22 protein-coding genes are annotated in these 18,655 nt (G+C 66.9%); 9 read left to right on the top strand and 13 right to left on the bottom strand.

What is annotated here, in order from left to right; all coding sequences use genetic code 11:
* Window positions 1-109: 109 nt before the first annotated feature.
* From C513_RS0104190 to C513_RS0104170, 5 genes are all read right to left on the bottom strand, one after another.
* Window positions 110-1,453: a tryptophan--tRNA ligase gene (locus C513_RS0104190; RefSeq protein WP_018714781.1), complete on the bottom strand. Its 1,344-nt coding sequence runs from the start codon at window positions 1,451-1,453 to the stop codon at window positions 110-112.
* Window positions 1,454-1,530: 77 nt separating this feature from the next.
* The gene (locus C513_RS0104185) at window positions 1,531-1,908 is read right to left on the bottom strand and encodes a YbaN family protein (RefSeq protein WP_018714780.1); all 378 of its coding nucleotides are present in this window, start codon (window positions 1,906-1,908) and stop codon (window positions 1,531-1,533) included.
* Between the two features lie 12 nt (window positions 1,909-1,920).
* Window positions 1,921-2,823: an NAD(P)-dependent oxidoreductase gene (locus C513_RS0104180; protein WP_018714779.1), complete on the bottom strand. Its 903-nt coding sequence runs from the start codon at window positions 2,821-2,823 to the stop codon at window positions 1,921-1,923.
* Between the two features lie 62 nt (window positions 2,824-2,885).
* On the bottom strand, window positions 2,886-3,929 hold the full coding sequence (locus C513_RS0104175) for a type IV pilus twitching motility protein PilT (protein WP_018714778.1): 1,044 nt from the start codon (window positions 3,927-3,929) through the stop codon (window positions 2,886-2,888).
* A 126-nt stretch (window positions 3,930-4,055) separates the two neighbouring features.
* Window positions 4,056-4,880, bottom strand: a complete 825-nt coding sequence (locus C513_RS0104170; protein WP_018714777.1) for a mechanosensitive ion channel family protein — start codon at window positions 4,878-4,880, stop codon at window positions 4,056-4,058.
* Window positions 4,881-5,054: 174 nt separating this feature from the next.
* Here C513_RS0104170 and C513_RS0104165 point away from each other — a divergent pair, with 174 nt between their 5' ends.
* Window positions 5,055-5,777 (top strand): YggS family pyridoxal phosphate-dependent enzyme, encoded by a 723-nt coding sequence (locus tag C513_RS0104165; protein WP_033394855.1) that lies wholly within the window; start codon window positions 5,055-5,057, stop codon window positions 5,775-5,777.
* Here C513_RS0104165 and rarD read toward each other — a convergent pair.
* Entirely contained in the window at window positions 5,756-6,619 is an 864-nt protein-coding gene (gene rarD, locus C513_RS0104160; RefSeq protein ID WP_018714775.1) for an EamA family transporter RarD, read from the bottom strand. The two genes, C513_RS0104165 and rarD, sit on opposite strands and share 22 nt — an antisense overlap.
* Before the next feature lie 133 nt (window positions 6,620-6,752).
* Between rarD and C513_RS0104155 the strand changes: the two genes are divergently transcribed.
* Window positions 6,753-7,883 (top strand): aminotransferase class V-fold PLP-dependent enzyme, encoded by a 1,131-nt coding sequence (locus tag C513_RS0104155; RefSeq protein WP_018714774.1) that lies wholly within the window; start codon window positions 6,753-6,755, stop codon window positions 7,881-7,883.
* A gap of 39 nt (window positions 7,884-7,922) precedes the next feature.
* Here the strand turns inward: C513_RS0104155 and purU are convergent, their stop codons facing one another.
* The 5 genes from purU to C513_RS0104130 form a co-directional block, all read right to left on the bottom strand.
* A complete protein-coding gene (purU, locus tag C513_RS0104150; protein ID WP_026320528.1) occupies window positions 7,923-8,771 on the bottom strand; it encodes a formyltetrahydrofolate deformylase in 849 nt (282 codons plus the stop codon).
* A gap of 96 nt (window positions 8,772-8,867) precedes the next feature.
* Window positions 8,868-9,200: a BTH_I0359 family protein gene (locus C513_RS0104145; protein WP_018714772.1), complete on the bottom strand. Its 333-nt coding sequence runs from the start codon at window positions 9,198-9,200 to the stop codon at window positions 8,868-8,870.
* A gap of 94 nt (window positions 9,201-9,294) precedes the next feature.
* Complete coding sequence (locus tag C513_RS0104140) at window positions 9,295-10,134, bottom strand: DUF3108 domain-containing protein (protein WP_026320526.1); 840 nt, start codon at window positions 10,132-10,134, stop codon at window positions 9,295-9,297.
* A 195-nt stretch (window positions 10,135-10,329) separates the two neighbouring features.
* Window positions 10,330-10,635 (bottom strand): DUF2218 domain-containing protein, encoded by a 306-nt coding sequence (locus C513_RS0104135; protein WP_018714771.1) that lies wholly within the window; start codon window positions 10,633-10,635, stop codon window positions 10,330-10,332.
* Between the two features lie 22 nt (window positions 10,636-10,657).
* Window positions 10,658-11,476: a DODA-type extradiol aromatic ring-opening family dioxygenase gene (locus C513_RS0104130; RefSeq protein WP_026320524.1), complete on the bottom strand. Its 819-nt coding sequence runs from the start codon at window positions 11,474-11,476 to the stop codon at window positions 10,658-10,660.
* Window positions 11,477-11,591: 115 nt separating this feature from the next.
* On the opposite strand from C513_RS0104130, the gene C513_RS0104125 reads away from it, so the two are divergent.
* The 4 genes from C513_RS0104125 to C513_RS14665 all read left to right on the top strand — a co-directional run bounded on the left by C513_RS0104125 (window position 11,592) and on the right by C513_RS14665 (window position 14,658).
* Window positions 11,592-12,506: a fumarylacetoacetate hydrolase family protein gene (locus tag C513_RS0104125; RefSeq protein ID WP_018714769.1), complete on the top strand. Its 915-nt coding sequence runs from the start codon at window positions 11,592-11,594 to the stop codon at window positions 12,504-12,506.
* 76 nt (window positions 12,507-12,582) lie between these two features.
* Window positions 12,583-12,933, top strand: a complete 351-nt coding sequence (locus C513_RS12660) for a DUF2946 family protein (protein ID WP_156816033.1) — start codon at window positions 12,583-12,585, stop codon at window positions 12,931-12,933.
* Window positions 12,934-13,042: 109 nt separating this feature from the next.
* Window positions 13,043-13,570, top strand: a complete 528-nt coding sequence (locus tag C513_RS0104115; protein ID WP_018714767.1) for a copper chaperone PCu(A)C — start codon at window positions 13,043-13,045, stop codon at window positions 13,568-13,570.
* Window positions 13,571-13,680: 110 nt separating this feature from the next.
* On the top strand, window positions 13,681-14,658 hold the full coding sequence (locus C513_RS14665; protein WP_018714766.1) for a PhaM family polyhydroxyalkanoate granule multifunctional regulatory protein: 978 nt from the start codon (window positions 13,681-13,683) through the stop codon (window positions 14,656-14,658).
* 42 nt (window positions 14,659-14,700) lie between these two features.
* Here the strand turns inward: C513_RS14665 and C513_RS0104105 are convergent, their stop codons facing one another.
* Together C513_RS0104105 and C513_RS0104100 are read right to left on the bottom strand one after the other, a co-directional pair.
* Window positions 14,701-15,498, bottom strand: coding sequence for a class II glutamine amidotransferase (locus tag C513_RS0104105; protein ID WP_018714765.1), 798 nt, complete (start codon window positions 15,496-15,498; stop codon window positions 14,701-14,703).
* A gap of 18 nt (window positions 15,499-15,516) precedes the next feature.
* A complete protein-coding gene (locus tag C513_RS0104100; protein ID WP_018714764.1) occupies window positions 15,517-15,744 on the bottom strand; it encodes a cysteine-rich CWC family protein in 228 nt (75 codons plus the stop codon).
* An 88-nt stretch (window positions 15,745-15,832) separates the two neighbouring features.
* On the opposite strand from C513_RS0104100, the gene C513_RS0104095 reads away from it, so the two are divergent.
* Genes C513_RS0104095 through C513_RS0104085 form a run of 3 tightly spaced genes read left to right on the top strand, consistent with a single transcriptional unit; the run spans window position 15,833 to window position 18,629 of the window.
* On the top strand, window positions 15,833-17,155 hold the full coding sequence (locus C513_RS0104095; protein ID WP_018714763.1) for a THUMP domain-containing class I SAM-dependent RNA methyltransferase: 1,323 nt from the start codon (window positions 15,833-15,835) through the stop codon (window positions 17,153-17,155).
* Window positions 17,152-18,186, top strand: coding sequence for a hypothetical protein (locus C513_RS0104090; protein ID WP_156816032.1), 1,035 nt, complete (start codon window positions 17,152-17,154; stop codon window positions 18,184-18,186). The genes C513_RS0104095 and C513_RS0104090 overlap by 4 nt, the downstream gene beginning before the upstream one ends.
* On the top strand, window positions 18,186-18,629 hold the full coding sequence (locus tag C513_RS0104085) for a putative toxin-antitoxin system toxin component, PIN family (RefSeq protein WP_018714761.1): 444 nt from the start codon (window positions 18,186-18,188) through the stop codon (window positions 18,627-18,629). Before C513_RS0104090 ends, C513_RS0104085 begins: the two co-directional genes overlap by 1 nt.
* Window positions 18,630-18,655 lie beyond the last annotated feature (26 nt).

Genomic DNA, 18,655 nt, shown 5'->3' with positions numbered 1-18,655 from the left:
TGGACACTGCAGCAGGTCCGCAGCAGTTGATTCCAGTGTGCCGGGAGGCGCATGGCCGGGACATCAGGCGGCATCCCGGTCCGGCGTAGGACGGGATGCCGTGCGCAGCTCAGTCCTGCGCAGCTTCCAGCAGCTGCTGCAGGGCCGCTTCGGCCACCTGCTGCTGCGCGCTGTCGAGTGCTTCCAGCTGCGCCATGACGCCCGCCAGCGCGGCCGCACCCTGCTGCTTCAGGGCGGCAATGGTGCCGGCGGCATCCCGCGGATTGGCGTAGCCCTTGCTCTGCAGCAGCACGTCGCCGTTGGCGGCGCTGAGCTTGAAGTAGAACTGGCCGTCCTTCTCGCGGTACTGCTTGAACACCGGCGGAGGAGGAATTACAGTGGCATCGGCGCTGCCGGTGCTCTTGGCCTTTCCTTCGGCGACTGCGTCATGTATGGATGCCAAGCTGCGCAGGCCCACTGCCGCACGCAGCTCGCGCGTGTAAGGAGTGGTTTCGGTACGCGCCTTCCGGGCGCCGGCCAGCAGGATGCGTTCCACCTCGGCCGGATTCGCCATCAGTTCCTGGTAGCGCGCGCGCATCGGGGCGATTTCGCGGTCGATGCGCTCGAACAGCATCTGCTTGGCCTCGCCCCAGGCGATGCCGTCGGCAAAGGCCCGGGCAAAAGTGGCGGTTTCTTCCGGCGTGGCAAAGGCCTGGTAGATCTGGAACAGGGCCGAACCTTCGGTGTCCTTGGGTTCGCCGGGCGCACGCGAATCGGTCACGATGGACAGGATGCGCTTCTTCAGCTCGGCCTGCGGCACGAACAGCGGGATGGTGTTGTCGTAGCTCTTGCTCATCTTGCGGCCATCCAGACCGGGCAACAGGGCCACCTGTTCGTCCACCACCGCTTCGGGCAGCACCAGCAGGTCCTTGCCGTAGAGGTGGTTGAAGCTGCTGGCGATGTCGCGCGCCATCTCGATGTGCTGGATCTGGTCGCGGCCGACCGGCACCTTGTGTGCCTGGAACATCAGGATGTCGGCGGCCATCAGCACCGGGTACATGAACAGGCCGGCGGTCACGCCGTCGTCCGGCTCCTGGCCGGCTTCGGTGTTCTTGTCGACCGAGGCCTTGTAGGCGTGGGCGCGGTTCAGCAGACCCTTGCCGGTGACGCAGGTCAGCAGCCAGGTGAGTTCGGGAATTTCGGGGATGTCGCTCTGGCGGTAGAAGGTGACGCGCTCTGGGTCCAGGCCGGCGGCGAGCCAGGTGGCGGCGATTTCCAGCGTGGAGCGCTGGATGCGCACCGGGTCATCGCACTTGATCAGCGCGTGGTAATCGGCCAGAAAGTAGTAGCTTCTGACATCATCACGCAGGCTGGATTGCACGGCGGGGCGGATGGCACCCACGTAATTGCCGAGGTGCGGCGTGCCGGTGGTGGTGATGCCGGTGAGGAAGCGGGTGATGGAAGTGGTGCTCATGGAAGACTGCAACAGGAAAGGCCGCGCGTGGCGGCAATAGGGCCATTATCGGTCATGCCGCCGTTGCCCGGTGCGACTCAGGCATCGGGCCGGCGCCAGATCCAGATGCCGACCAGCAGGCAGATCAGGGCCATCAGCAGGGCCAGCCAGAGATGCGGGGTAGCCCAGAGCCGCGACAGCACGAGCAGGCAGGACAGCGCCATCATGACGAGCGACAGCCACTTGCCGCGTCGCGGAATCGCGCCGTGTTCGTCCCAGGCGCGCACCTGGGCGCCAAAGCGCGGATGCGTGCGCAGCCAGTGGTGCAGCCGGGGCGAGGCGCGTGCCCAGCAGAAGGCGGCCAGCAGCACGAAGGGCGTGGTCGGAAGCACCGGCAGGAACAGGCCGATCAGGCCCAGCGCCAGCGAAATGGCACCCAGCAGCCAGAGCAGCAGGCGAACCGTGTGCCGGAACATGGGGGTGGCAGCTTATTTCAGGCGGGTGATCAGGCTGGAGGTGTCCCAGCGGTTGCCGCCGGCCTTTTGCACATCGCCATAGAACTGGTCCACCAGCGCCGTGACCGGCAGCAGCGAACCATTGCGGCGCGCCTCGTCCAGCACCAGGCCCAGATCCTTGCGCATCCAGTCCACGGCAAAGCCGAAATCGAAGCGGCCTTCGGCCATGGTCTTGCCGCGGTTGTCGAGCTGCCAGCTTTGTGCCGCGCCCTTGCCGATGGCGTCCAGCACCTGCGGCATGTCGAGGCCGGCATTCTGGCCAAAGGCCACCGCTTCGGCCAGGCCCTGCACCAGGCCGGCGATGCAGATCTGGTTCACCATTTTGGTCAGCTGGCCGGCGCCGACTTCGCCCATGCGCGAGCAGGCGCGGGCAAAGGCGTCCATCACCGGGGCGACGCGGGCGTAATCGGCTTCGGCGGCTCCGCACATCACGGTCAGCAGGCCGTTCTGTGCGCCGGCCTGACCACCGGATACCGGGGCATCGACAAAATGCAGGCCGGCTGCCCGGGCGGCGGCATCGAGCTCGCGCGCCACCTGGGCCGAGGCGGTGGTGTGATCGACCAGGACCGCACCGGCCGGCATGCCGGCCAGGGCACCGTCGTCGCCCAGCACCACGCTGCGCAGGTCATCGTCATTGCCGACGCAGCAGAACACGATGTCGGCGCCCTGTGCCGCTTCGCACGGGGTAGCAGCCAGCTGGCCGCCAAACTCCAGTACCCACTGCGAGGCCTTGGCCGGTGTGCGGTTGTAGACGGTGACCTGGTGGCCGGCACGCTGCAGGTGGCCGGCCATGGGAAAGCCCATCACGCCCAGGCCGAGAAAGGCGACGCGGTGCGGGCGGCAGGGAGAATAGCTCTTGGGCTGGATGCTGGACATGGGGCTTCCTTGCTGAATCGGATGGAGACGGGAATCGTCCGATGGTAAACCAGCACCGGGTTTCAGCCGCACAGCTGCTCCGGAAATCGCGCATGGCAGCGGGCTTCTGCCAGCGTGATGCGCTGTTGCAGCAGCAGTTGCTGCAGCTGCTGGTCCAGCGTTTGCATGCCATGTCGGGCACCGGTCTGCATCGCCGAATAGAGCTGGCTGCTGCGACCTTCGCGCAGCTGGTGCCGGATGGCCGGGGTGGCGTGCAGCAGCTCCAGCGCGGCGATCCGGCCCTGGCCGCTGGCAGGGCGGCACAGTACCTGGGCCGTTATCGCCAGCAGGGTATCGGCCAGCATGCCACGCACCAGCTCCTTGTCGCCAGCCGGGAAGGCATCGATCAGCCGGTCCACGGCGCGTTCCGGTGTGCCGGCATGCAGCGAGGCCAGTACCAGGTGGCCGGTTTCGGCGGCCGTGAGGGCCAGCCGGATGGTGTCGGCATCGCGCAGCTCGCCGATCAGCAGGCAGTCCGGGTCCTCGCGCAGTGCGGCGCGCAGGGCGCTGGCAAAGCCGCTGCAGTGGCGACCGATTTCGCGTTGCTGGATCAGCGCCTGGCCGGGCGGGTGCACGAATTCGATCGGATCTTCCAGCGTGAGGATGTGGCAGGGGCGCTGGCTGGCCAGATGCTGGACCAGCGCCGCCAGGGTGGTGGATTTGCCGGCCCCGGTGGCACCGCAGACCAGGAGCAGACCGTGCGGGCGCAGCACCCAGTCGCCCAGCTGCGGCGGCAGCCCCAATCCGGCCAGCGTGGGGGGCTGTTGCGGCAGCCGGCGGATGGCGGCGGCGGCCCCGCGCAGCTGCCAGAAGGCGTGCAGGCGGAATCGGCCCAGGCCTTCCAGACCGATGCCGGCATCGCATTCGCCGCCCTGCAGCCAGGCTTGTGCGCGCGAGGTATCGAGCAGCGGCTGGACCAGCTGCTGCAGACCGGCCTGATCCAGTACCGGCAAGGCCAGCCGCTGCAGCCGGCCATCGATGCGCAGCAGCGGCGGTTCGCCGACCGACAGGTGCAGATCGGAGGCCTGCTGGTCGAGCAGGGTTTGCAGCAGGGAGTGCATCATCATAATTAAATCAAAAGAATTAATTATAGTGATAAACTTTCTGCGACTGAATGCAAAAAACCCCGTGCAGTCAGGCTACACGGGGCAAGGCCGGCCGTCATCGGGCCGGCATGCGCAAATCGCGGCAGATCAGTTCGGCAGCGCGGCGCGTTGGGACATGGCGACCGGGGTTTCCGGTACCGGGTAGCCGGCTGCGCCAAAGGTTTCGACAATCGCCTTGTGCGTATCGAAATAGACTTGCCAGTAGTGGTCGGTGTGGGTGTAGGGGCGCACGCACAGCTTCGGACCTTCGGGCGTGAACTCCAGGATCTCGATGTCCGGAGCCGGCTCGGCAGCCACGTTGGGGATGGCGGCAATCACCGGCTTCAGGCGGGCGATGGCATCCAGCGGATTCACACTGTTGGCAACCTTGGCCACGCAGTCCACGCGGCGCACCGGCAGCGCGCTGAAGTTCTGGATGTTGTCGCCAAAGGCCTTGCCGTTGCCCACCACGGTGGTCACGTTGTCCATGGTGACGATGGTGGTGGTAAACAGGCCCAGCTCCTTCACGGTGCCGGTGACACCGCCGGCGGCGATGAAGTCACCGACCTTGTACGGGCGCAGCACCTGCATGAACAGGCCGGCGGCAAAGTTGCCCAGCATGCCGCTCCAGGCCGCACCGATCGCCAGGCCGGCACCGGCCAGCAGGGCGGCAAACGAGGTCGTCTGTACGCCGAACACGTCCAGGATGGCCAGGATCAGCAGCAGCGTCAGCAGTGCGCCGATGATGGATTCAAGATACCGGCCCAGCGTGGCGTCGATCTTGCCGGCGCGCTGCATGCTGCGGCTGATGAAGCCGACAACCTTGTTGATGACCCAGCGGCCAATGATCCAGATCGCCAGCGCGGCCAGCAGCTTGAACAGGAAATCGATGCCCTGTGTGGTGATGAAAGTCCAGATGGCTTCCGTATTCATGCGGGATTCCTCCTTGAAATGTGTATGGCGCTATCGTAGACATGGCAGATGACAGGGTGGCGAAGCGGAGCGCCACAGGCGTGACAAATACCCGTTTTGTCGCAGTTTGTCAGTCTTGCTGGTGCGCTGCAGCAAACTGGCAACACGCCGCTGCGCCTGCTACGATCACGCTCCATGAGTACCCCCGATTCCGATTCCATCGCCACGCGCCTGCAGCAGGTGCGCGTGCGCATCGCCGCAGCCGAGGCGCAGGCCGGGCGTGCGCCCGGCAGTGTGCGCCTGCTGGCGGTGTCCAAGACCTTCCCGGCGGCTGCCGTGGCCGCGGCTGCTGCGGCCGGCCAGCTGGCCTTTGGCGAAAACTATGTGCAGGAGGCGGTGGCCAAGATGGGCGAACTGGCAGGCCAGCCGCTGGAATGGCATTGCATCGGCCCGCTGCAGAGTCGCAAGAGCGGGCAGGTGGCCGCGCATTTCGACTGGCTGCACAGCCTGGACCGGCTCGATATTGCCCAGCGCCTGAGCCGTCAGCGCGATGCCGACAAGGCCCCGCTGCAACTCTGCCTGCAGGTCAACATGGATGGTGGTGCCAACAAGAGCGGGCTGCTGCCGGAACAGGTGCTGGAGCTGGCCCTGGCGGTGCGCGAGCTGCCCGGGCTGGAACTGCGTGGTCTGATGAGCATTCCCGAGCCCTATGCCGATGCCGCGCAGACGCTGGCGGTGCACCTGCGCACGCGGGAGCTGTTCGAACAGCTGGGCGCGCAACTGGCGCTGCCGCGCTGGGACACGCTGTCCATGGGCATGAGCGCCGATCTGGAACAGGCCGTGGCGGCGGGCAGCACGCTGGTGCGCATCGGTACCGCCATCTTTGGTGGCCGCGCTTACCCGGCGGCGGCTGGCTGAGCGCGCCAGCGGCGCAGGCCTTCCAGTCCCAGCACCAGCAACGCCAGCCAGATCGGGCCGTAGGTCCACAGGTCGCTGGCCAGCATGCGTTCACCCACCAGCAGCGAGACCACGAACAGCAGCGCCGGTTCCAGATAGCCGAGCAGCCCGAACAGGCCCAGCGGCAGGCGCTGGCTGGCCATCAGGTAGCTGCCCAGCGCCACGCCACTGAGTATGCCCAGCAGGGGCAGCAGCAGCCACAGCAGCGGCCGTGTTGCCAGTTGCTGCAGGATCTGGCCATCGGCCAGCCACCAGATTGCCAGCGGCAGCAGCAGCAGGGTTTCGGTCCAGATGGCGGGCAGGCCGCTGACGCGCAGGCGGCGGTGCAGCATGAAATAGGGCACGTACAGCTGTACCAGCAGCGTGCTCCAGTGCAGGCCGCCGCTGCGCCACAGCGCATGCGCCACCCCGATCGCGGCCAGCAGCACCGCCAGCTGCTGCAGCGGACTCGTCACCTCGCGATAGGCCAGCCTTCCGGTCAGCACCAGCGACAGCGGCAGCAGGAAATAGCCCAGCGACACGTTCATCGCCTGGCCGTGCAGCGGCGCCCACATGAACAGACCCATTTGCAGGCCCAGCAGCGAGGCCGACAGCAGCATGCCGACCAGCACGCCGGGCTGCCGACGCATGCGCTGCCACAGCGCCGCCACGGCCGGGCCGGCGCGCAGCAGGTACACCAGCAGCGTGATGACGGGCAGGCCCAGCACCATGCGCCAGGCCAGGATTTGCATCGCATCCAGCGGATGCAGCAGCAGCGCGTAGTAATACAGCGCGCCAAACAACACCGAAGCGGTGATCGACAACAGGACTCCGGAAAGCATGACAGGCAGTGTACAGTGTTGGCTGCTACTTCAAGCGGCACCCCATGAGGTGCCAGGTGACCCGTCGTCCGCATGGCGGCAGGCACCCCCAACCGATACCGACAGGAGAGAGACAATGCCCGGACTGCTGCCCCACGTGGACCCCGACGGACTGCTGGAATTTTCCGTGGTCTATACCGATCGCGCCCTCAACCACATGTCGCAGCGCTTTGTCGGTGTGATGCAGGACATCATCGCCGGCATGCGCGAGGCCTATGGCGCGCACAGCGTGGCCATCGTGCCGGGCGGCGGTACCTACGGCATGGAAGCCGTGGCACGCCAGCTGGCCCATGACCGGAAGGTGATGGTGCTGCGCAACGGCTGGTTCAGCTTCCGCTGGACGCAGATCCTGGACACCGGCCGCATCGCGCAGGACGTGCTGGTAGCCAAGGCGCGCCCGGTGGACGGCAGTGCCCAGGCCCCCTGGTCACCGGCTCCGCTGGAAGAGGTGCTGGCCACCATCCGCGCCGAACAGCCGGCCGTGGTGTTTGCACCGCACGTGGAAACCGCCAGCGGCATCATGTTGCCCGATGACTACATCCGCCAGGTAGCCGAGGCCGTGCACGCCCACGGTGGCCTGATGGTGCTGGACTGCATTGCCAGCGGCGCGATCTGGGTCGACATGCAGGCCACCGGCGTGGATGTGCTGATCACGGCACCGCAAAAGGGCTGGAGCGGCACGCCGTGCGCGGCCATGATCGGTTTGAGCGAGCGCGCGCGCCAGGCGGTCGAGGCCAGCACCAGCAGCAGTTTTGCCTGCGACCTGAAAAAGTGGACGCAAATCACCGAAGGCTACGAGAAAGGCGCTGCCGCCTACCACGCCACCATGCCCACCGATGCCCTGGTGACGCTGCGTGACGTGATGCAGGAGGCGCGCAGCCAGGGTCTGGAGCAGCTGCGCCAGCAGCAGCTGGAGCTGGGCCGAGAAGTGCGTGCGCTGCTGGAGTCGCGCGGCTTCCCCAGCGTGGCCGCCGAAGGCTTCCAGGCGCCGGGCGTGGTGGTGAGCTACACCACCGATCCCGATATCCAGAATGGCAGCAAGTTCCGTGCGCAGGGGCTGCAGGTGGCGGCCGGGGTGCCGCTGCAGTGCGACGAGCCGGACAGCTTCCGCACTTTCCGCCTTGGCCTGTTCGGTCTGGAGAAGTGCCGCAACATCGGGCGTACCGTCAGCCAGCTGCGCGACGCGCTCGACCGCATCCAGGGCTGATCCCCGGCGGGCCGCCCGGGCGGCCCGTCATGCGCTGGCCTAGCGGAAGATCACCGTACGCTGCCCGTTCAGCAGCACGCGGTGCTCGCTATGCCATTTCACCGCACGCGCCAGCACCTGGCTTTCCGTGTCCTGGCCAATGGCCGTCAGGTCGTCCACCGTCTTGCTGTGGTCCACGCGTGCCACGTCCTGCTCGATGATCGGGCCTTCGTCCAGGTCTGCCGTGACGTAGTGTGCCGTGGCACCAATCAGCTTCACGCCGCGGTCATGCGCCTGGTAGTAGGGCTTGGCCCCTTTGAAGCTGGGCAGGAAGCTGTGGTGGATGTTGATGGCGCGGCCTGACAGCGCTTCGCACATGCTGTTGCTCAGCACCTGCATGTAGCGCGCCAGCACCACCAGCTCGGCCCCTTCGCTCTCGATGATTTCCAGCTGGCGGGCTTCGGCCTGCGGCTTGTTGTCCTTGTGCACCGGAATGTGGTGAAAGGGCACGTTGTAGCTGGCAGCAAGCTGGTAGAAATCGCGGTGATTGCTGATGATGGCGCGGATGTCGATCGCCAGCAGGCCGCTTTTCCAGCGGAACAGCAGATCGTTCAGACAGTGGCCCTGGCGGCTGCACAGGATCACCGTGGGCATGGGCTGGGCCCTGGCATGCAGGCTGGCCTGCATGCCCAAAGTCTCGGCAAAGCTGGCCAGACGCGTGCGCAACACCGTCACATCGGCCTCGGGGCAGACAAAGCCCACGCGCATGAAGAACAGGCCGGTCTGGCTGTCGTTGTACTGGGCGGCTTCTTCGATATTGCCGCCCTGTTCCATCAGGAAGCCGGACACGGCGTGGACAAGGCCCATGCGGTCGGGGCAGGACAGGGTGAGGATGTAGGGATGGCTCATGCAGGAGGGCAGGCCGGGTTGCGGCGCTGCGAACAGGAAAAAACGGCACGGGCCCTGGGCCACGTGCCGCTTATTGTAGGGGAGAGTGCTGCCGGCTCAGTGCAGGCGTACCGGGCTGCAGGCCAGCACGGCGTAATCTTCCAGCGTGTCCTCGACTTCTTCCTGTGTCGGCGTGTTGTCTTGCCAGGCAGCGATCTGCTGCTGGAACAGTTCGGCCCAGGTGCCGTCCAGGAACACGTGGCGACCGGAGCGCTTGTCCACGATCTCGAAGCCGTTGCGTGCCAGCGCCAGATGGTCGCGACCCTGCAGGCGAATGCTGTCGGCCCCGCTGAGTAGCGGGCTGGACTGCATGTGGACCACGACAAAGCTCTCGGAGTCATACAGCGTGTGCATGCCGGAAACAGTCTGGTCAAACAGGTCTTGGTACATCATGGTCTCCACATGGTAGCGGATTGGCCTGAATCAAGGGCAGAACGGGCTGCATCCCGCAGCCCGCCCGTCAACTACCGCACATCGGTCGGTCTCAGAGTTTCGGCAGTGCCTTGAGCGTCTGCTCGGCGTAATCGTTCGGGCCTTCGGAGATGCGCAGGCGCACCGGCAGGTGGTAGGTGCTGCCATTGGCGGCTTTCCACGGGCTGAGCCAGATTTCCACCAGCTTGTCTTCGCCATCTTCCAGCACCCGGCGCACGCGCCAGGCCTCGAACGACTGGCCGGCCGCCTCGATGGTTTCCTTGCCCTGCACGCGGAAGCGCCAGACCGGTGCACGGCGGTGATCCGACGCCTGGAAGGCGAAGATCTGGCCGGTGCCGTACTTGCCGGGGTTGGCATCCATCAGCGCCATCAGCTGGATGAACACGCTGATCTGGTCCTGTGCGCCGGGCAGCAGGGCGGCAGCGCTGTTGCCGTTGCTGTAGCTGATGCTGCCCTGAGAGCCGCTGCGCTGGAAGCTGGCGCTGTTTGTCTTGCCGCGCCACTTGTCGGTAAAGCGGGACGGACGCAGGCCGTTGGCCCCCACCGTGCCGCTGCTCGACTGGGTACGGCTGACCAGCGGAGCACGCGCCGTGAAATCGAGCGTGTAGCTGTTGCCCGAGAGGCGCCAGTCCAGCGTGGCATTGGCGCTATAGCCAATGCGGGACACGCGGCCCTTGAGCGCATAGTCCAGCTTCATGCTCGGCGGGGCCTTGCCGGCCAGGCGGGCGGTCGGGCTGACCTGCGCCAGCTGGCCGCTGTTCACCGTCTGGGCAGAGGCCTGCGGCGCAGCCAGCCAGGCGGATGTGCCCAAGAGCAGGCCGCCAGCCAGCAGGCGGGTCATGGCCGTACGGCGGGACAGCAGGGAATGCGTTGCGAAGCGGGTGGTAGTCATGGGCCTCCTCGGCACGAATGGGGCGGTATGCCCTTCTGGAATCGGAGCGATGCGATCGGACCAGCCAGGCAGATCCGGTGCGCACAGACTATTGGACCCTGTTGCCGGCCCCGGGTTTCGTTGCAAAAGTTTTCAATGGTGAAGCATTTCAACAAATCTCCACGCCCGGCTGGCTGAACGTCTGCTGCGCGCGGATCAGGCAGCTACCCAGTGAAAGTCGAAATGTTCGTTGCGGGCCATGCGCTGTGCGTGTTCGGCCACGACCTGCTGCAGGCGTGGCAACACGCTGGCATCGGGGCAGTGCAGGGTAAAGGCCAGACCGTCCGGCACCTGTTGCATGTGACAGGTGCCGTAGCCGGTCAGGTCAATCTGTCCCTGCTCTTCGTCGTAGCTGACGTTGAACTTGTGGCCCCAGTGCTTGCACAGCCGCAGGATGATGCGGGACGGCTCGATGGTGACAATCTGCGCCGTGCTGCGTGCACCGTGATCAGGTTCTGACATGAATCTCTCCGGAAACAGGCGTTCAGCCAAAGCGGAACGCGGAAATCGTGGTGCCCAGCACCTCGTCGCTGAAATCGCGCTGGCCGCGGTCGGTGCCGGCAGCACCGGCTACCACCATCAGCGGCAGCAGGTGCTCCTCGGCACGTGGCGGATGCGACTGGCGGCCGGACGGACCGCTGTCGCTATCCCACTGCGCCAGCCGTGCCGTGCGTTCCGGCTCCGGCAGGGCCACGGTTTCGGACAGCCAGGCATCAAACTGCTGCGATATCGGCGTGGCACGCGGATCGCCATAGGCGCGCATGTTGTGGAAACTCATGCCGCTGCCGATGATGAGCACGTTCTGCTCCCGCAGCGGCTCCAGCGCACGGCCCATGGCCAGATGCGCGGCGGCATCCAGATCCTGCCGCAGCGAGAGCTGCAGCACCGGGATATCGGCATCGGGAAAGGCCAGCAGCAGCGGGATGAAGACGCCGTGGTCGTAGCCGCGCTCGCCATCCAGTGCGGCAGGCAGGCCGGCGGCGCGGATCAGTTCGCTGACCTGCTCGGCCAGCGCCGGTGCGCCCGCGGCGGGGTAGTTCAACTGGTAGGTGTGCTGCGGAAAGCCGTAGTAATCGAACAGCATGCCGGGCCGGGCCGCGCTGCCGGCAGTGAACTGCGGTGCCAGCCAGTGGGCGGTGACCAGCACGATGGCATCGGGCCGCTGCGGCAGGCTGCCGGCGATGCTGCGCAGATAGGCTGCCGTGGCATCCCAGGCATCGGGCGGGTTCCAGTCCATGAAGAAACAGGGGCCGGCTCCGTGTGGAATATACAGGGCCGGTTGACGGGTAGGGGGGGTGTTCATGTTGGCCATTTTAATTAAGGATGATTCTCATTACTGGTTCAAGGGGCATGCGGTGGTTCCCGCAAGCCGGCTGGATGCCGCACAATGGCGACCTGATTGGCCCTCCCATGCAGACATGAAACTTGCTACCTATTCCGATGGCTCACGTGACGGCCAACTGGTTGTGGTGTCGCGCGACCTGCGTCATGCCCACTATGCTACCCATGTTGCAGGCCGCCTGCAGCAGGTGCTGGACGACTGGAACTTCCTGTCGCCGCAGTTGCAGGATATCTACGACAGCCTGAACAGCGGGCGCGCGCCGCATGCCTTTGCCTTCGAACCACAACGCTGCCTGGCCCCCCTGCCGCGTGCCTACCAGTGCCTGCAGGCCGATGCCTGGCTGCCCGAGGCGCCGACACCGCAGCTGCGCCAGGCCGTCAGTGACCCGCTCTACCCGGCGCATGCCGGTCTGCTGCTGCCCTCGGAACGCGCCCAGGGCGATCTGGCCGTGGGGCTGGCAGCGGTGACCGGCGATTTGCCGCCCTCTGCCAGCAGCGATCAGGCACTGGCCGGCATCCGCCTGTTGATGCTGTGCAGCCAGCTGCGCTGGCAGGGTCTGGACGATGCGGCCCTGGCACAGCCCCTGACCGCCTTCAGCCCGGTGGCGCTGACCCCCGACGAACTGGGCGACAGCTGGCAGGACGGCCGGCTGCAGCTCACGCTGCAGTTCAGCGGCAATGGCCGCAAGCTCGGCATGTGCGATACCGGCAGCGATATGACACAGGGCCTGCACGATTTGCTCGCGCGTCTGTGCAGCCTGCGGCCGCTGCGCGCCGGCAGCGTGTTGTGCGCTGCGCCGGTGCGCAACCAGGACACGCGCAAGGGCCAGTGCAGCCTGGCCGACCGCCGCGCGCTGGAACAGCAGCGAGACGGCCACATCAGCACGCCCTGGCTGCAGCCGGGCGATGTCTGGCGCGTCGAGGCGCGCAGCCGCCAGGGGACGGCGCTGTTCGGCGCCCTGGAGCACGAGGTGTTGCTGGCGGCCGACTGAGGCTTGTTGCCAGGCCCCGCTGACCGGATAATGAATGGATATGAGGACTCCAGCAGTATCCCGGCAGTTCGGGCGCGTGATGCGCTCTCCGGCTGCGCGTGCGCGACGCTGGGTGGCCATGGTCTGGCTGGCGCTGCTGGCCAGCTGGATCTCGCCCCTGGTGCATGCCGAGTCGATGCAGCTGGTCTGTACCAGTGCCGGCCATATCCGCTGGGTGGACATGGACAGCGATGCCCTGTCTACCGGTCTGCAGCATGGCAAGGAATGCGCGCTGTGTCTGGCGCTGGAAGCACCGCCGCCAGCCGTGGCGCGGCTCCTGTTGCCCCATGCCGGCGCGGCCACGCCGATTCCGGCCTGGCACCAGCCACAGCTGCCGGTCATGGCGGCTTCTCCGTTTGCGGCGCGTGCGCCGCCCCGTCTCGGCTGACTCCCGCCGGCGGGCAGGCGTGTGGCCTGCACTGCCGGCCTTGATTCGCCATGCAGCGCTGTCGTGCGCTGCTGGCAGCCGGATTCCCTGCCAATATTCCTGACGGAGCATGACCATGTCCACCATTCGTATGTCTTCCCTGCTGATCGCCCTGGCTGCTGCCGCGACACCGTTCGCCAGCCAGGCCCAGTCCACTCCGGCACGTGCTGCTGTTGTCGCCGCTGCTTCCGAACAGCAGCTGCAGGTGCGTGATCCCTGGATTCGCGCCACCGTGGCCGGCCAGAAGGCCACTGGCGCCTTCATGGTGCTGCAGCCCAGCCAGCCGCTGGTGCTCGTTGGTGCCCGTTCTCCGCTGACGCCGGTGGTCGAGGTGCACGAGATGGCGGTTGTCGACGGCGTGATGAAGATGCGCCGCATTCCCCAGCTGGCGCTGCCGGCTGGCGCAGCCACCGGGCTCAAGCCGGGCGGCTACCACATCATGCTGATGGACCTGCAGGCGCCGGTCCAGGCCGGCAGCGTCATTCCGGTCACGCTGGAGCTGCGTGATGCCCAGGGCAAGGCGCTGGAGCGCACGCTGCAGATCCCGGTCCGCCCTGTGTCGTACTCTGCCGGCAGCCAGCAGATGATGCACCACTGAGCGGCCTGACCGGCAGCCCTGCTGCCGGTCTGCGGGAATGCCTGCCTGTTCGGCTGCAGTGGCTTGCGGTATGCTTGCCGGATTCGTGCCAACCAGACAGGGGACCCGCCATGACCGTGAACGCCGCCGGTTTTGATTTCAGCAAGTTCGTACCCGGATTCGATTTCCTGCGCCAGATGACGCAGCCGCGTGCGCTGTCGCCGTCTGCGGCGCAGTGGGTTGCCCCCACCGTGGATCCGGAAGAAGTCGATCGCCGCATCCAGGAACTGCGTACCGTGCAGTTCTGGCTGGAGCAGAACACCACCGCCCTCAAGGCCACGATCCAGGCGCTCGAGGTGCAGAAAATGACGCTGAGCACCCTGCAGGACATGAATGTCAGCATGAACGACATGGCCCAGGTGTTCCAGCAGGCTGCTGCCGATACCGTCTCCAGCGTCACGCAGGCGGTCAAGAGCGTGGCGCCCGAGAGCAGCGCGGCGCAAGAAAGCGCTGCCGAGGCACCCGTGTCCCCGTTCGCGGCCTTCTGGCAACCGTTTGCTGCCAGCCCGGAGGCCGGATCGGCCAGCCAGCCGGACAAGCCTGCTGCCGCAGCCACTCCCCCCGCGGCGGAAGCGCCAGCCAGCGCCCAGTCTGAAGCGCCGGCCGGCCAGGAGATCCCCTTCAACGAAGCCTGGGCCCAGGCCGGGCAGTGGTGGGGCAGCATGATGAACACCTTCCAGAACATTGCCCAGCAGGCGCAGGCCGATGTGCTCAAGCATCAGGCCGATTTCGTGCAGGCACAGGAAGAGGCCGCTGCCCGCCTGCAGGCCGAAAACGAGGCGCGCGCCGCCAGGGAGGCGGCCGAGGCGAAAAAGGCCGAATCCGCCAAAACCGGCGAGGCCGTGACCAGGACGGCAGCAGCGCGCAAGCCGGCTGCGGCACGCAGCACTGCCGCCAAACCGACTGCCAGTGGCACCACCGCGAAGCCGGCGGCAAAGCCGGCCGCCAGCCGCAGCAAGACTGCAGCCGCCAAGCCGGTTGCCAGCAAGCCGGCCGCCGGCAAGAGCACTAGCGGCAGCAGCCGCACGCGCAAGCCCGGCGCAGCCTGAACCGGATGACCGGTGCGGCGGCAGCCGCCGCTGCACACGGTCTCAGCAGTCCAGCGGTGTTCCGTCCACAAAGGTGCGCAACTCGCCGCTGGCGAATGCCGTCCACTGCTCATTGGTGGTCAGGGGCAGCGTGGCAATCACGGCCACCCGGTCCTGCGGTGTGGTGACATCGGAAAAATCGATGCTCACATCCTCGTCGCTCAGCTGTGCCGTGGTGAACGGGGCCTGACGCACGATGTAATGCAGCTGGGTGCTGGCATGCGCCCACAGCGCCGTGCCATGGGACAGCAACATGTTGAAAGTGCCGTGGCTCGCCAGTTGTGGCATCAGTTCGCGCAGCGTGCGCGTCAGCTCTTCCACGCTCGGCATGGCGGCGTGCGACTTGGCAATCTCCTGCATGATCCAGCAAAAGGCGCGCTCGCTGTCGGTATCGCCGACCGGCTGGAACTGGCGGTGCAGATGGGGCTGGAAGTTTTCCAGGTTGCCGTTGTGGGCAAACACCCAGTAGCGCCCCCACAGTTCGCGCACGAACGGGTGGCAGTTTTCCAGCGAGATCTCGCCTTGCGTGGCCTTGCGGATATGCGCGATCACGTTGCGGCTCTTGATCGGGTAGCTGCGGATCAGCTGCGCAATCGCCGAGCGGCTGGCGGCTTCGTGGTCCACGAACAGGCGCACGCCCTTGTCGGGCGCTTCGGGCGGGGCATCATGGCGACCCTCGAAAAAGGCGATGCCCCAGCCGTCACTGTGGTGATCGGTCACGCCGGCGCGCTGCGAGAAGCCGCTGAAGCTGAAGGTGATGTCGGTAGGGGTGTTGCAGTTCATACCCAGCAACTGGCACATGGGGCGGATTCTCCGGAGTCAGGGGGTGGTGTCGGGGGTGGCCTGGAGCAGCGCCTGCAGGCAATCGGGGCAGTAGCAGCGGTCGCCGATCGGGGTGCCGGCGCTGATCGATGGCAGTACCGGCTGGTGCAGGCACCAGCAACTGCCCGCTGGCTGGCCGGCAGCCGCAGCGCATTGGTTGGCTTGGCCGCAGCGCGGACAAAGCAGGGCCGCTGCGGCCCTGGAGGACAGGGAAGGCGTGTTCATGCGTCTATTTTGTCGCAAGAGCCGGTTGCTGGCGAATTTCCTGCAACTGCGACATGGCGCGATTGACAGACTCTGGTAAGGTTGCGGGATGAATTCCCTGCAGCTGTTTTTGCCCTGTGCGGCCGGTGTCGAGGACTACCTCGCGACCGAGGCCCGCACCATCACCGGATTGGGCGATGCCCAGGTGCGTCCCCTGCGCGCTGGCGTGCTGGTCGACGGCAGCTGGCGCGAGGCCATGCTGCTCAACCTGCACAGCCGGCTGGCCCAGCGCGTGCTGGTGCAGCTGTCGCGCACGCCTTACGTCAATGAATCCGATCTCTACCAGGCCGCCTCCGAACTGGCCTGGGAAACCTGGTTCACGCCACGCCATACCTTCCGCATCGACATCACGGCGCAGCGCAGCCCGTTGCGCAGCCTGAACTTTGCCGCCCTGCGCATCAAGGATGCCGTGGCCGACCGCTTTCGCGAGCGTGCCGGCAGCCGCCCCAGCGTGGACACCCACTGGCCCGATGTGCGCATTTTCGCGCACCTCACCAATGACCGCATGGCCCTGTACATCGATACCTCGGGCGAGCCGCTGTTCAAGCGCGGCTGGCGTGAGGACAAGGGCGATGCGCCGCTCAAGGAAACCTTGGCCGCCGCCATGATTGCCGCCAGCGGCTGGCAACCCGATCAGGGCGTGCCGTTGTACGACCCCTGCTGTGGCAGCGGCACGATTGCCGTCGAGGCGGCACAAATGGCCTGCCGCATGGCACCGGGCAGCCAGCGCCGTTTCGGTTTCGAGCGTTTGTTGCCGTTTCAGCCGCATGTCTGGCAGCAGCTGCGCGAGCAGGCCCGCAGCGCGGAAATCCGGCCGCCGGAGCTGCTGGTGTTTGGCAGCGATGTGGCGCACCGCATGGTCGACTTTGCCCAGCGCAACGCCCAGCGCGCCGGTGTTGCCCATGCACTGGAGCTGCGCGGAGGGGATGCGCTGCAGCGCATGCCGCCCGGCAAGACCCCCGGCGTGCTGCTGGTCAACCCGCCGTATGGCGAGCGGATTGCCGCCGCCGGGGTGGCCGGCGAGCGCTCCCAGGAGCGCGCCCAGCGTGTGCAGGGCGGGTCGCGCATCGAAGGCCGGCTCGGCCTGAGTCGTGCGCCAGCAGCGACCCGTGGCGGCCGCGAGCACGCCCTGATGGCCGAGGACAACGACGATTTCTTCCAGCGCCTGTCCAGCCACTGGAAGCGCAACTACCCCGGCTGGACAGCCTGGCTGCTCACGCCCGATCGCGACCTGCCGCGCCGCATGCGCCTGCGCGAATCGCGCAAAATCCCGATGTGGAACGGCCCGATCGAATGCCGCCTGTTCCGTTTCGATCTGGTGGCCGGAGCCATGCAGCCGCGCAGCGCACCGTCGGCGGAGCCGGGTGCATGAGTCCGGGGCGTGTCGGGGGGGTGGCCGGCCTGGCGTTGCTGCTGGCCCTGGCCGGCTGCGAGCGGCCGGCGCAGAATGCCGAGACGGTGCAGCACCTGGGCATTGCCAACAGCCTGCACCCGAGCGCCCTGATGGATGCCGCCTTCGGCAATGACCAACAGCTGGTCGAGAAGGAACAGGTGCGCTGGCGCACCACCATGACGCTGCCGGAATTGCCGCCGGCACGCCTGCCATCCGCCATGCTGCCGGCCAGCACGCCCCAGGGGCTGCCGGAGGCCGATGCCGTTCCGGTGCCACGCCTGCAGCAGCGCATGCGCGTGGCCGTGGTGCCGCGCGAGGTGATCCGCTTCGGTCAGCAGCAGGCCATGCTGGTGATCGAATCGGTACCGCTGGAAAACGAGCAGCGCACGCTGCAGACGCCGACCACACGCGCCTATGTCGGTGCGATCCACTTCAGCCTGCTGCACGAGGCCGGCAAGGCGGGTCGCTTGCCGTCCGAGAGCGGGCGCTGGCGCATCACGCGCTGGCAACCGGTTGTCGATGCCATCGGCTATGACGGCACGGCTGGCGCCAGCCAGGTCTACAAGCTGGCGCTGGATGACTACCTGCTGACCTTCCAGCCCGCAGCCTGCTGGCAGGGCGTGTGTGGCCAGTGGCTGCATGGCTATACGCTGCGCCCCCAGGGCATGGAGCCCAGCCTGCATGAGCGCCTCGCAGCCAGCAATCGCACGCATGCCCACTGTGCCGACCGTCTGGGTCTGCCGCATCGTGCGGGCAAGAGCGCCGTCCGGCAGCAGCCGGCAGCCGATGCCGGTGCCGGTGCAACGGCAGCGGACTGTTTCGATGTGCAGGGCGAGGTCCATCCGATCTCGCGCGAGGGGCAGGTGGCCGACGTCAGCATCCGCTATCGCGGGCAGCTCTGGAATCCCCGCACCGGGCGCCAGGCCATCCAGCAGACCCAGCTTTACCGCTACCAGGAAGGCCGTTTCGAGCTGGTCGAGGGCGCCCCGAATCCGGTGCCGGAGTTCTGATGACACAGCTGCCTGTCATGACCAGCCGTGCCGTGGTGATCGATACCAATATCGTGCTCGACCTGCTGCTGTTTGCCGAGCCGGCGGTGGAGCCGCTGCGCCAGGCCTTGTTGCAGCAGCGGCTGCGCTGGCTGGCGATTGCGCACATGCGCAACGAGCTGGAGCGGGTGCTGCAATACCCGCAGATTGCCCCGCGCATGGCCTTTTACGGCCACAGCACGGAACAGCTGCTGCAGCGCATGGATGCCGTGGTGCAGTATGTGGAGCCGGCCGGCCCGGCGGGCGTCAACTGCAAGGATACGGACGACCAGTGCTTTGTCGATCTGGCCGCGGCGCACCAGGCGATCCTGCTGAGCAAGGATGCCCAAGTGCTGAAGCTGCGCAAGCGGCTGGCGAAGCAGCAAGTGCTGGTGGCACGGCTGCTGCCTGACGGCTGGGAGTGACAACCGGCCCGTCAGCGGGCCGGCGG

It is taken from the genome of Allobrachymonas chironomi DSM 19884, from assembly GCF_000374625.1.
GTDB classification, from domain to species: Bacteria; Pseudomonadota; Gammaproteobacteria; order Burkholderiales; family Burkholderiaceae_C; genus Brachymonas; species Brachymonas chironomi.
The sequence above is the reverse complement of the archived record's forward strand: the minus strand, read 5'-3'. Positions and strand labels throughout refer to the sequence as shown.

Excerpts from the sequence above, each read along its gene's own strand:
- C513_RS0104145 (WP_018714772.1), bottom strand. The coding sequence starts at position 9,200 with ATGTACCAAGACCTGTTTGACCAGACTGTTTCCGGCATGCACACGCTG.
- C513_RS0104125 (WP_018714769.1), top strand. The coding sequence starts at position 11,592 with ATGAAACTTGCTACCTATTCCGATGGCTCACGTGACGGCCAACTGGTT.
- C513_RS0104090 (WP_156816032.1), top strand. The coding sequence starts at position 17,152 with ATGAGTCCGGGGCGTGTCGGGGGGGTGGCCGGCCTGGCGTTGCTGCTG.
- C513_RS0104155 (WP_018714774.1), top strand. The coding sequence starts at position 6,753 with ATGCCCGGACTGCTGCCCCACGTGGACCCCGACGGACTGCTGGAATTT.
- C513_RS0104115 (WP_018714767.1), top strand. The coding sequence starts at position 13,043 with ATGACCATGTCCACCATTCGTATGTCTTCCCTGCTGATCGCCCTGGCT.
- C513_RS14665 (WP_018714766.1), top strand. The coding sequence starts at position 13,681 with ATGACCGTGAACGCCGCCGGTTTTGATTTCAGCAAGTTCGTACCCGGA.
- C513_RS0104185 (WP_018714780.1), bottom strand. The coding sequence starts at position 1,908 with ATGTTCCGGCACACGGTTCGCCTGCTGCTCTGGCTGCTGGGTGCCATT.
- C513_RS0104175 (WP_018714778.1), bottom strand. The coding sequence starts at position 3,929 with ATGATGATGCACTCCCTGCTGCAAACCCTGCTCGACCAGCAGGCCTCC.
- purU (WP_026320528.1), bottom strand. The coding sequence starts at position 8,771 with ATGAGCCATCCCTACATCCTCACCCTGTCCTGCCCCGACCGCATGGGC.
- C513_RS0104190 (WP_018714781.1), bottom strand. The coding sequence starts at position 1,453 with ATGAGCACCACTTCCATCACCCGCTTCCTCACCGGCATCACCACCACC.
- C513_RS0104100 (WP_018714764.1), bottom strand. The coding sequence starts at position 15,744 with ATGAACACGCCTTCCCTGTCCTCCAGGGCCGCAGCGGCCCTGCTTTGT.
- C513_RS0104140 (WP_026320526.1), bottom strand. The coding sequence starts at position 10,134 with ATGACTACCACCCGCTTCGCAACGCATTCCCTGCTGTCCCGCCGTACG.
- C513_RS0104165 (WP_033394855.1), top strand. The coding sequence starts at position 5,055 with ATGAGTACCCCCGATTCCGATTCCATCGCCACGCGCCTGCAGCAGGTG.
- C513_RS0104095 (WP_018714763.1), top strand. The coding sequence starts at position 15,833 with ATGAATTCCCTGCAGCTGTTTTTGCCCTGTGCGGCCGGTGTCGAGGAC.
- C513_RS0104180 (WP_018714779.1), bottom strand. The coding sequence starts at position 2,823 with ATGTCCAGCATCCAGCCCAAGAGCTATTCTCCCTGCCGCCCGCACCGC.
- C513_RS0104105 (WP_018714765.1), bottom strand. The coding sequence starts at position 15,498 with ATGTGCCAGTTGCTGGGTATGAACTGCAACACCCCTACCGACATCACC.
- C513_RS0104130 (WP_026320524.1), bottom strand. The coding sequence starts at position 11,476 with ATGAACACCCCCCCTACCCGTCAACCGGCCCTGTATATTCCACACGGA.
- C513_RS0104085 (WP_018714761.1), top strand. The coding sequence starts at position 18,186 with ATGACACAGCTGCCTGTCATGACCAGCCGTGCCGTGGTGATCGATACC.
- C513_RS0104135 (WP_018714771.1), bottom strand. The coding sequence starts at position 10,635 with ATGTCAGAACCTGATCACGGTGCACGCAGCACGGCGCAGATTGTCACC.
- C513_RS0104170 (WP_018714777.1), bottom strand. The coding sequence starts at position 4,880 with ATGAATACGGAAGCCATCTGGACTTTCATCACCACACAGGGCATCGAT.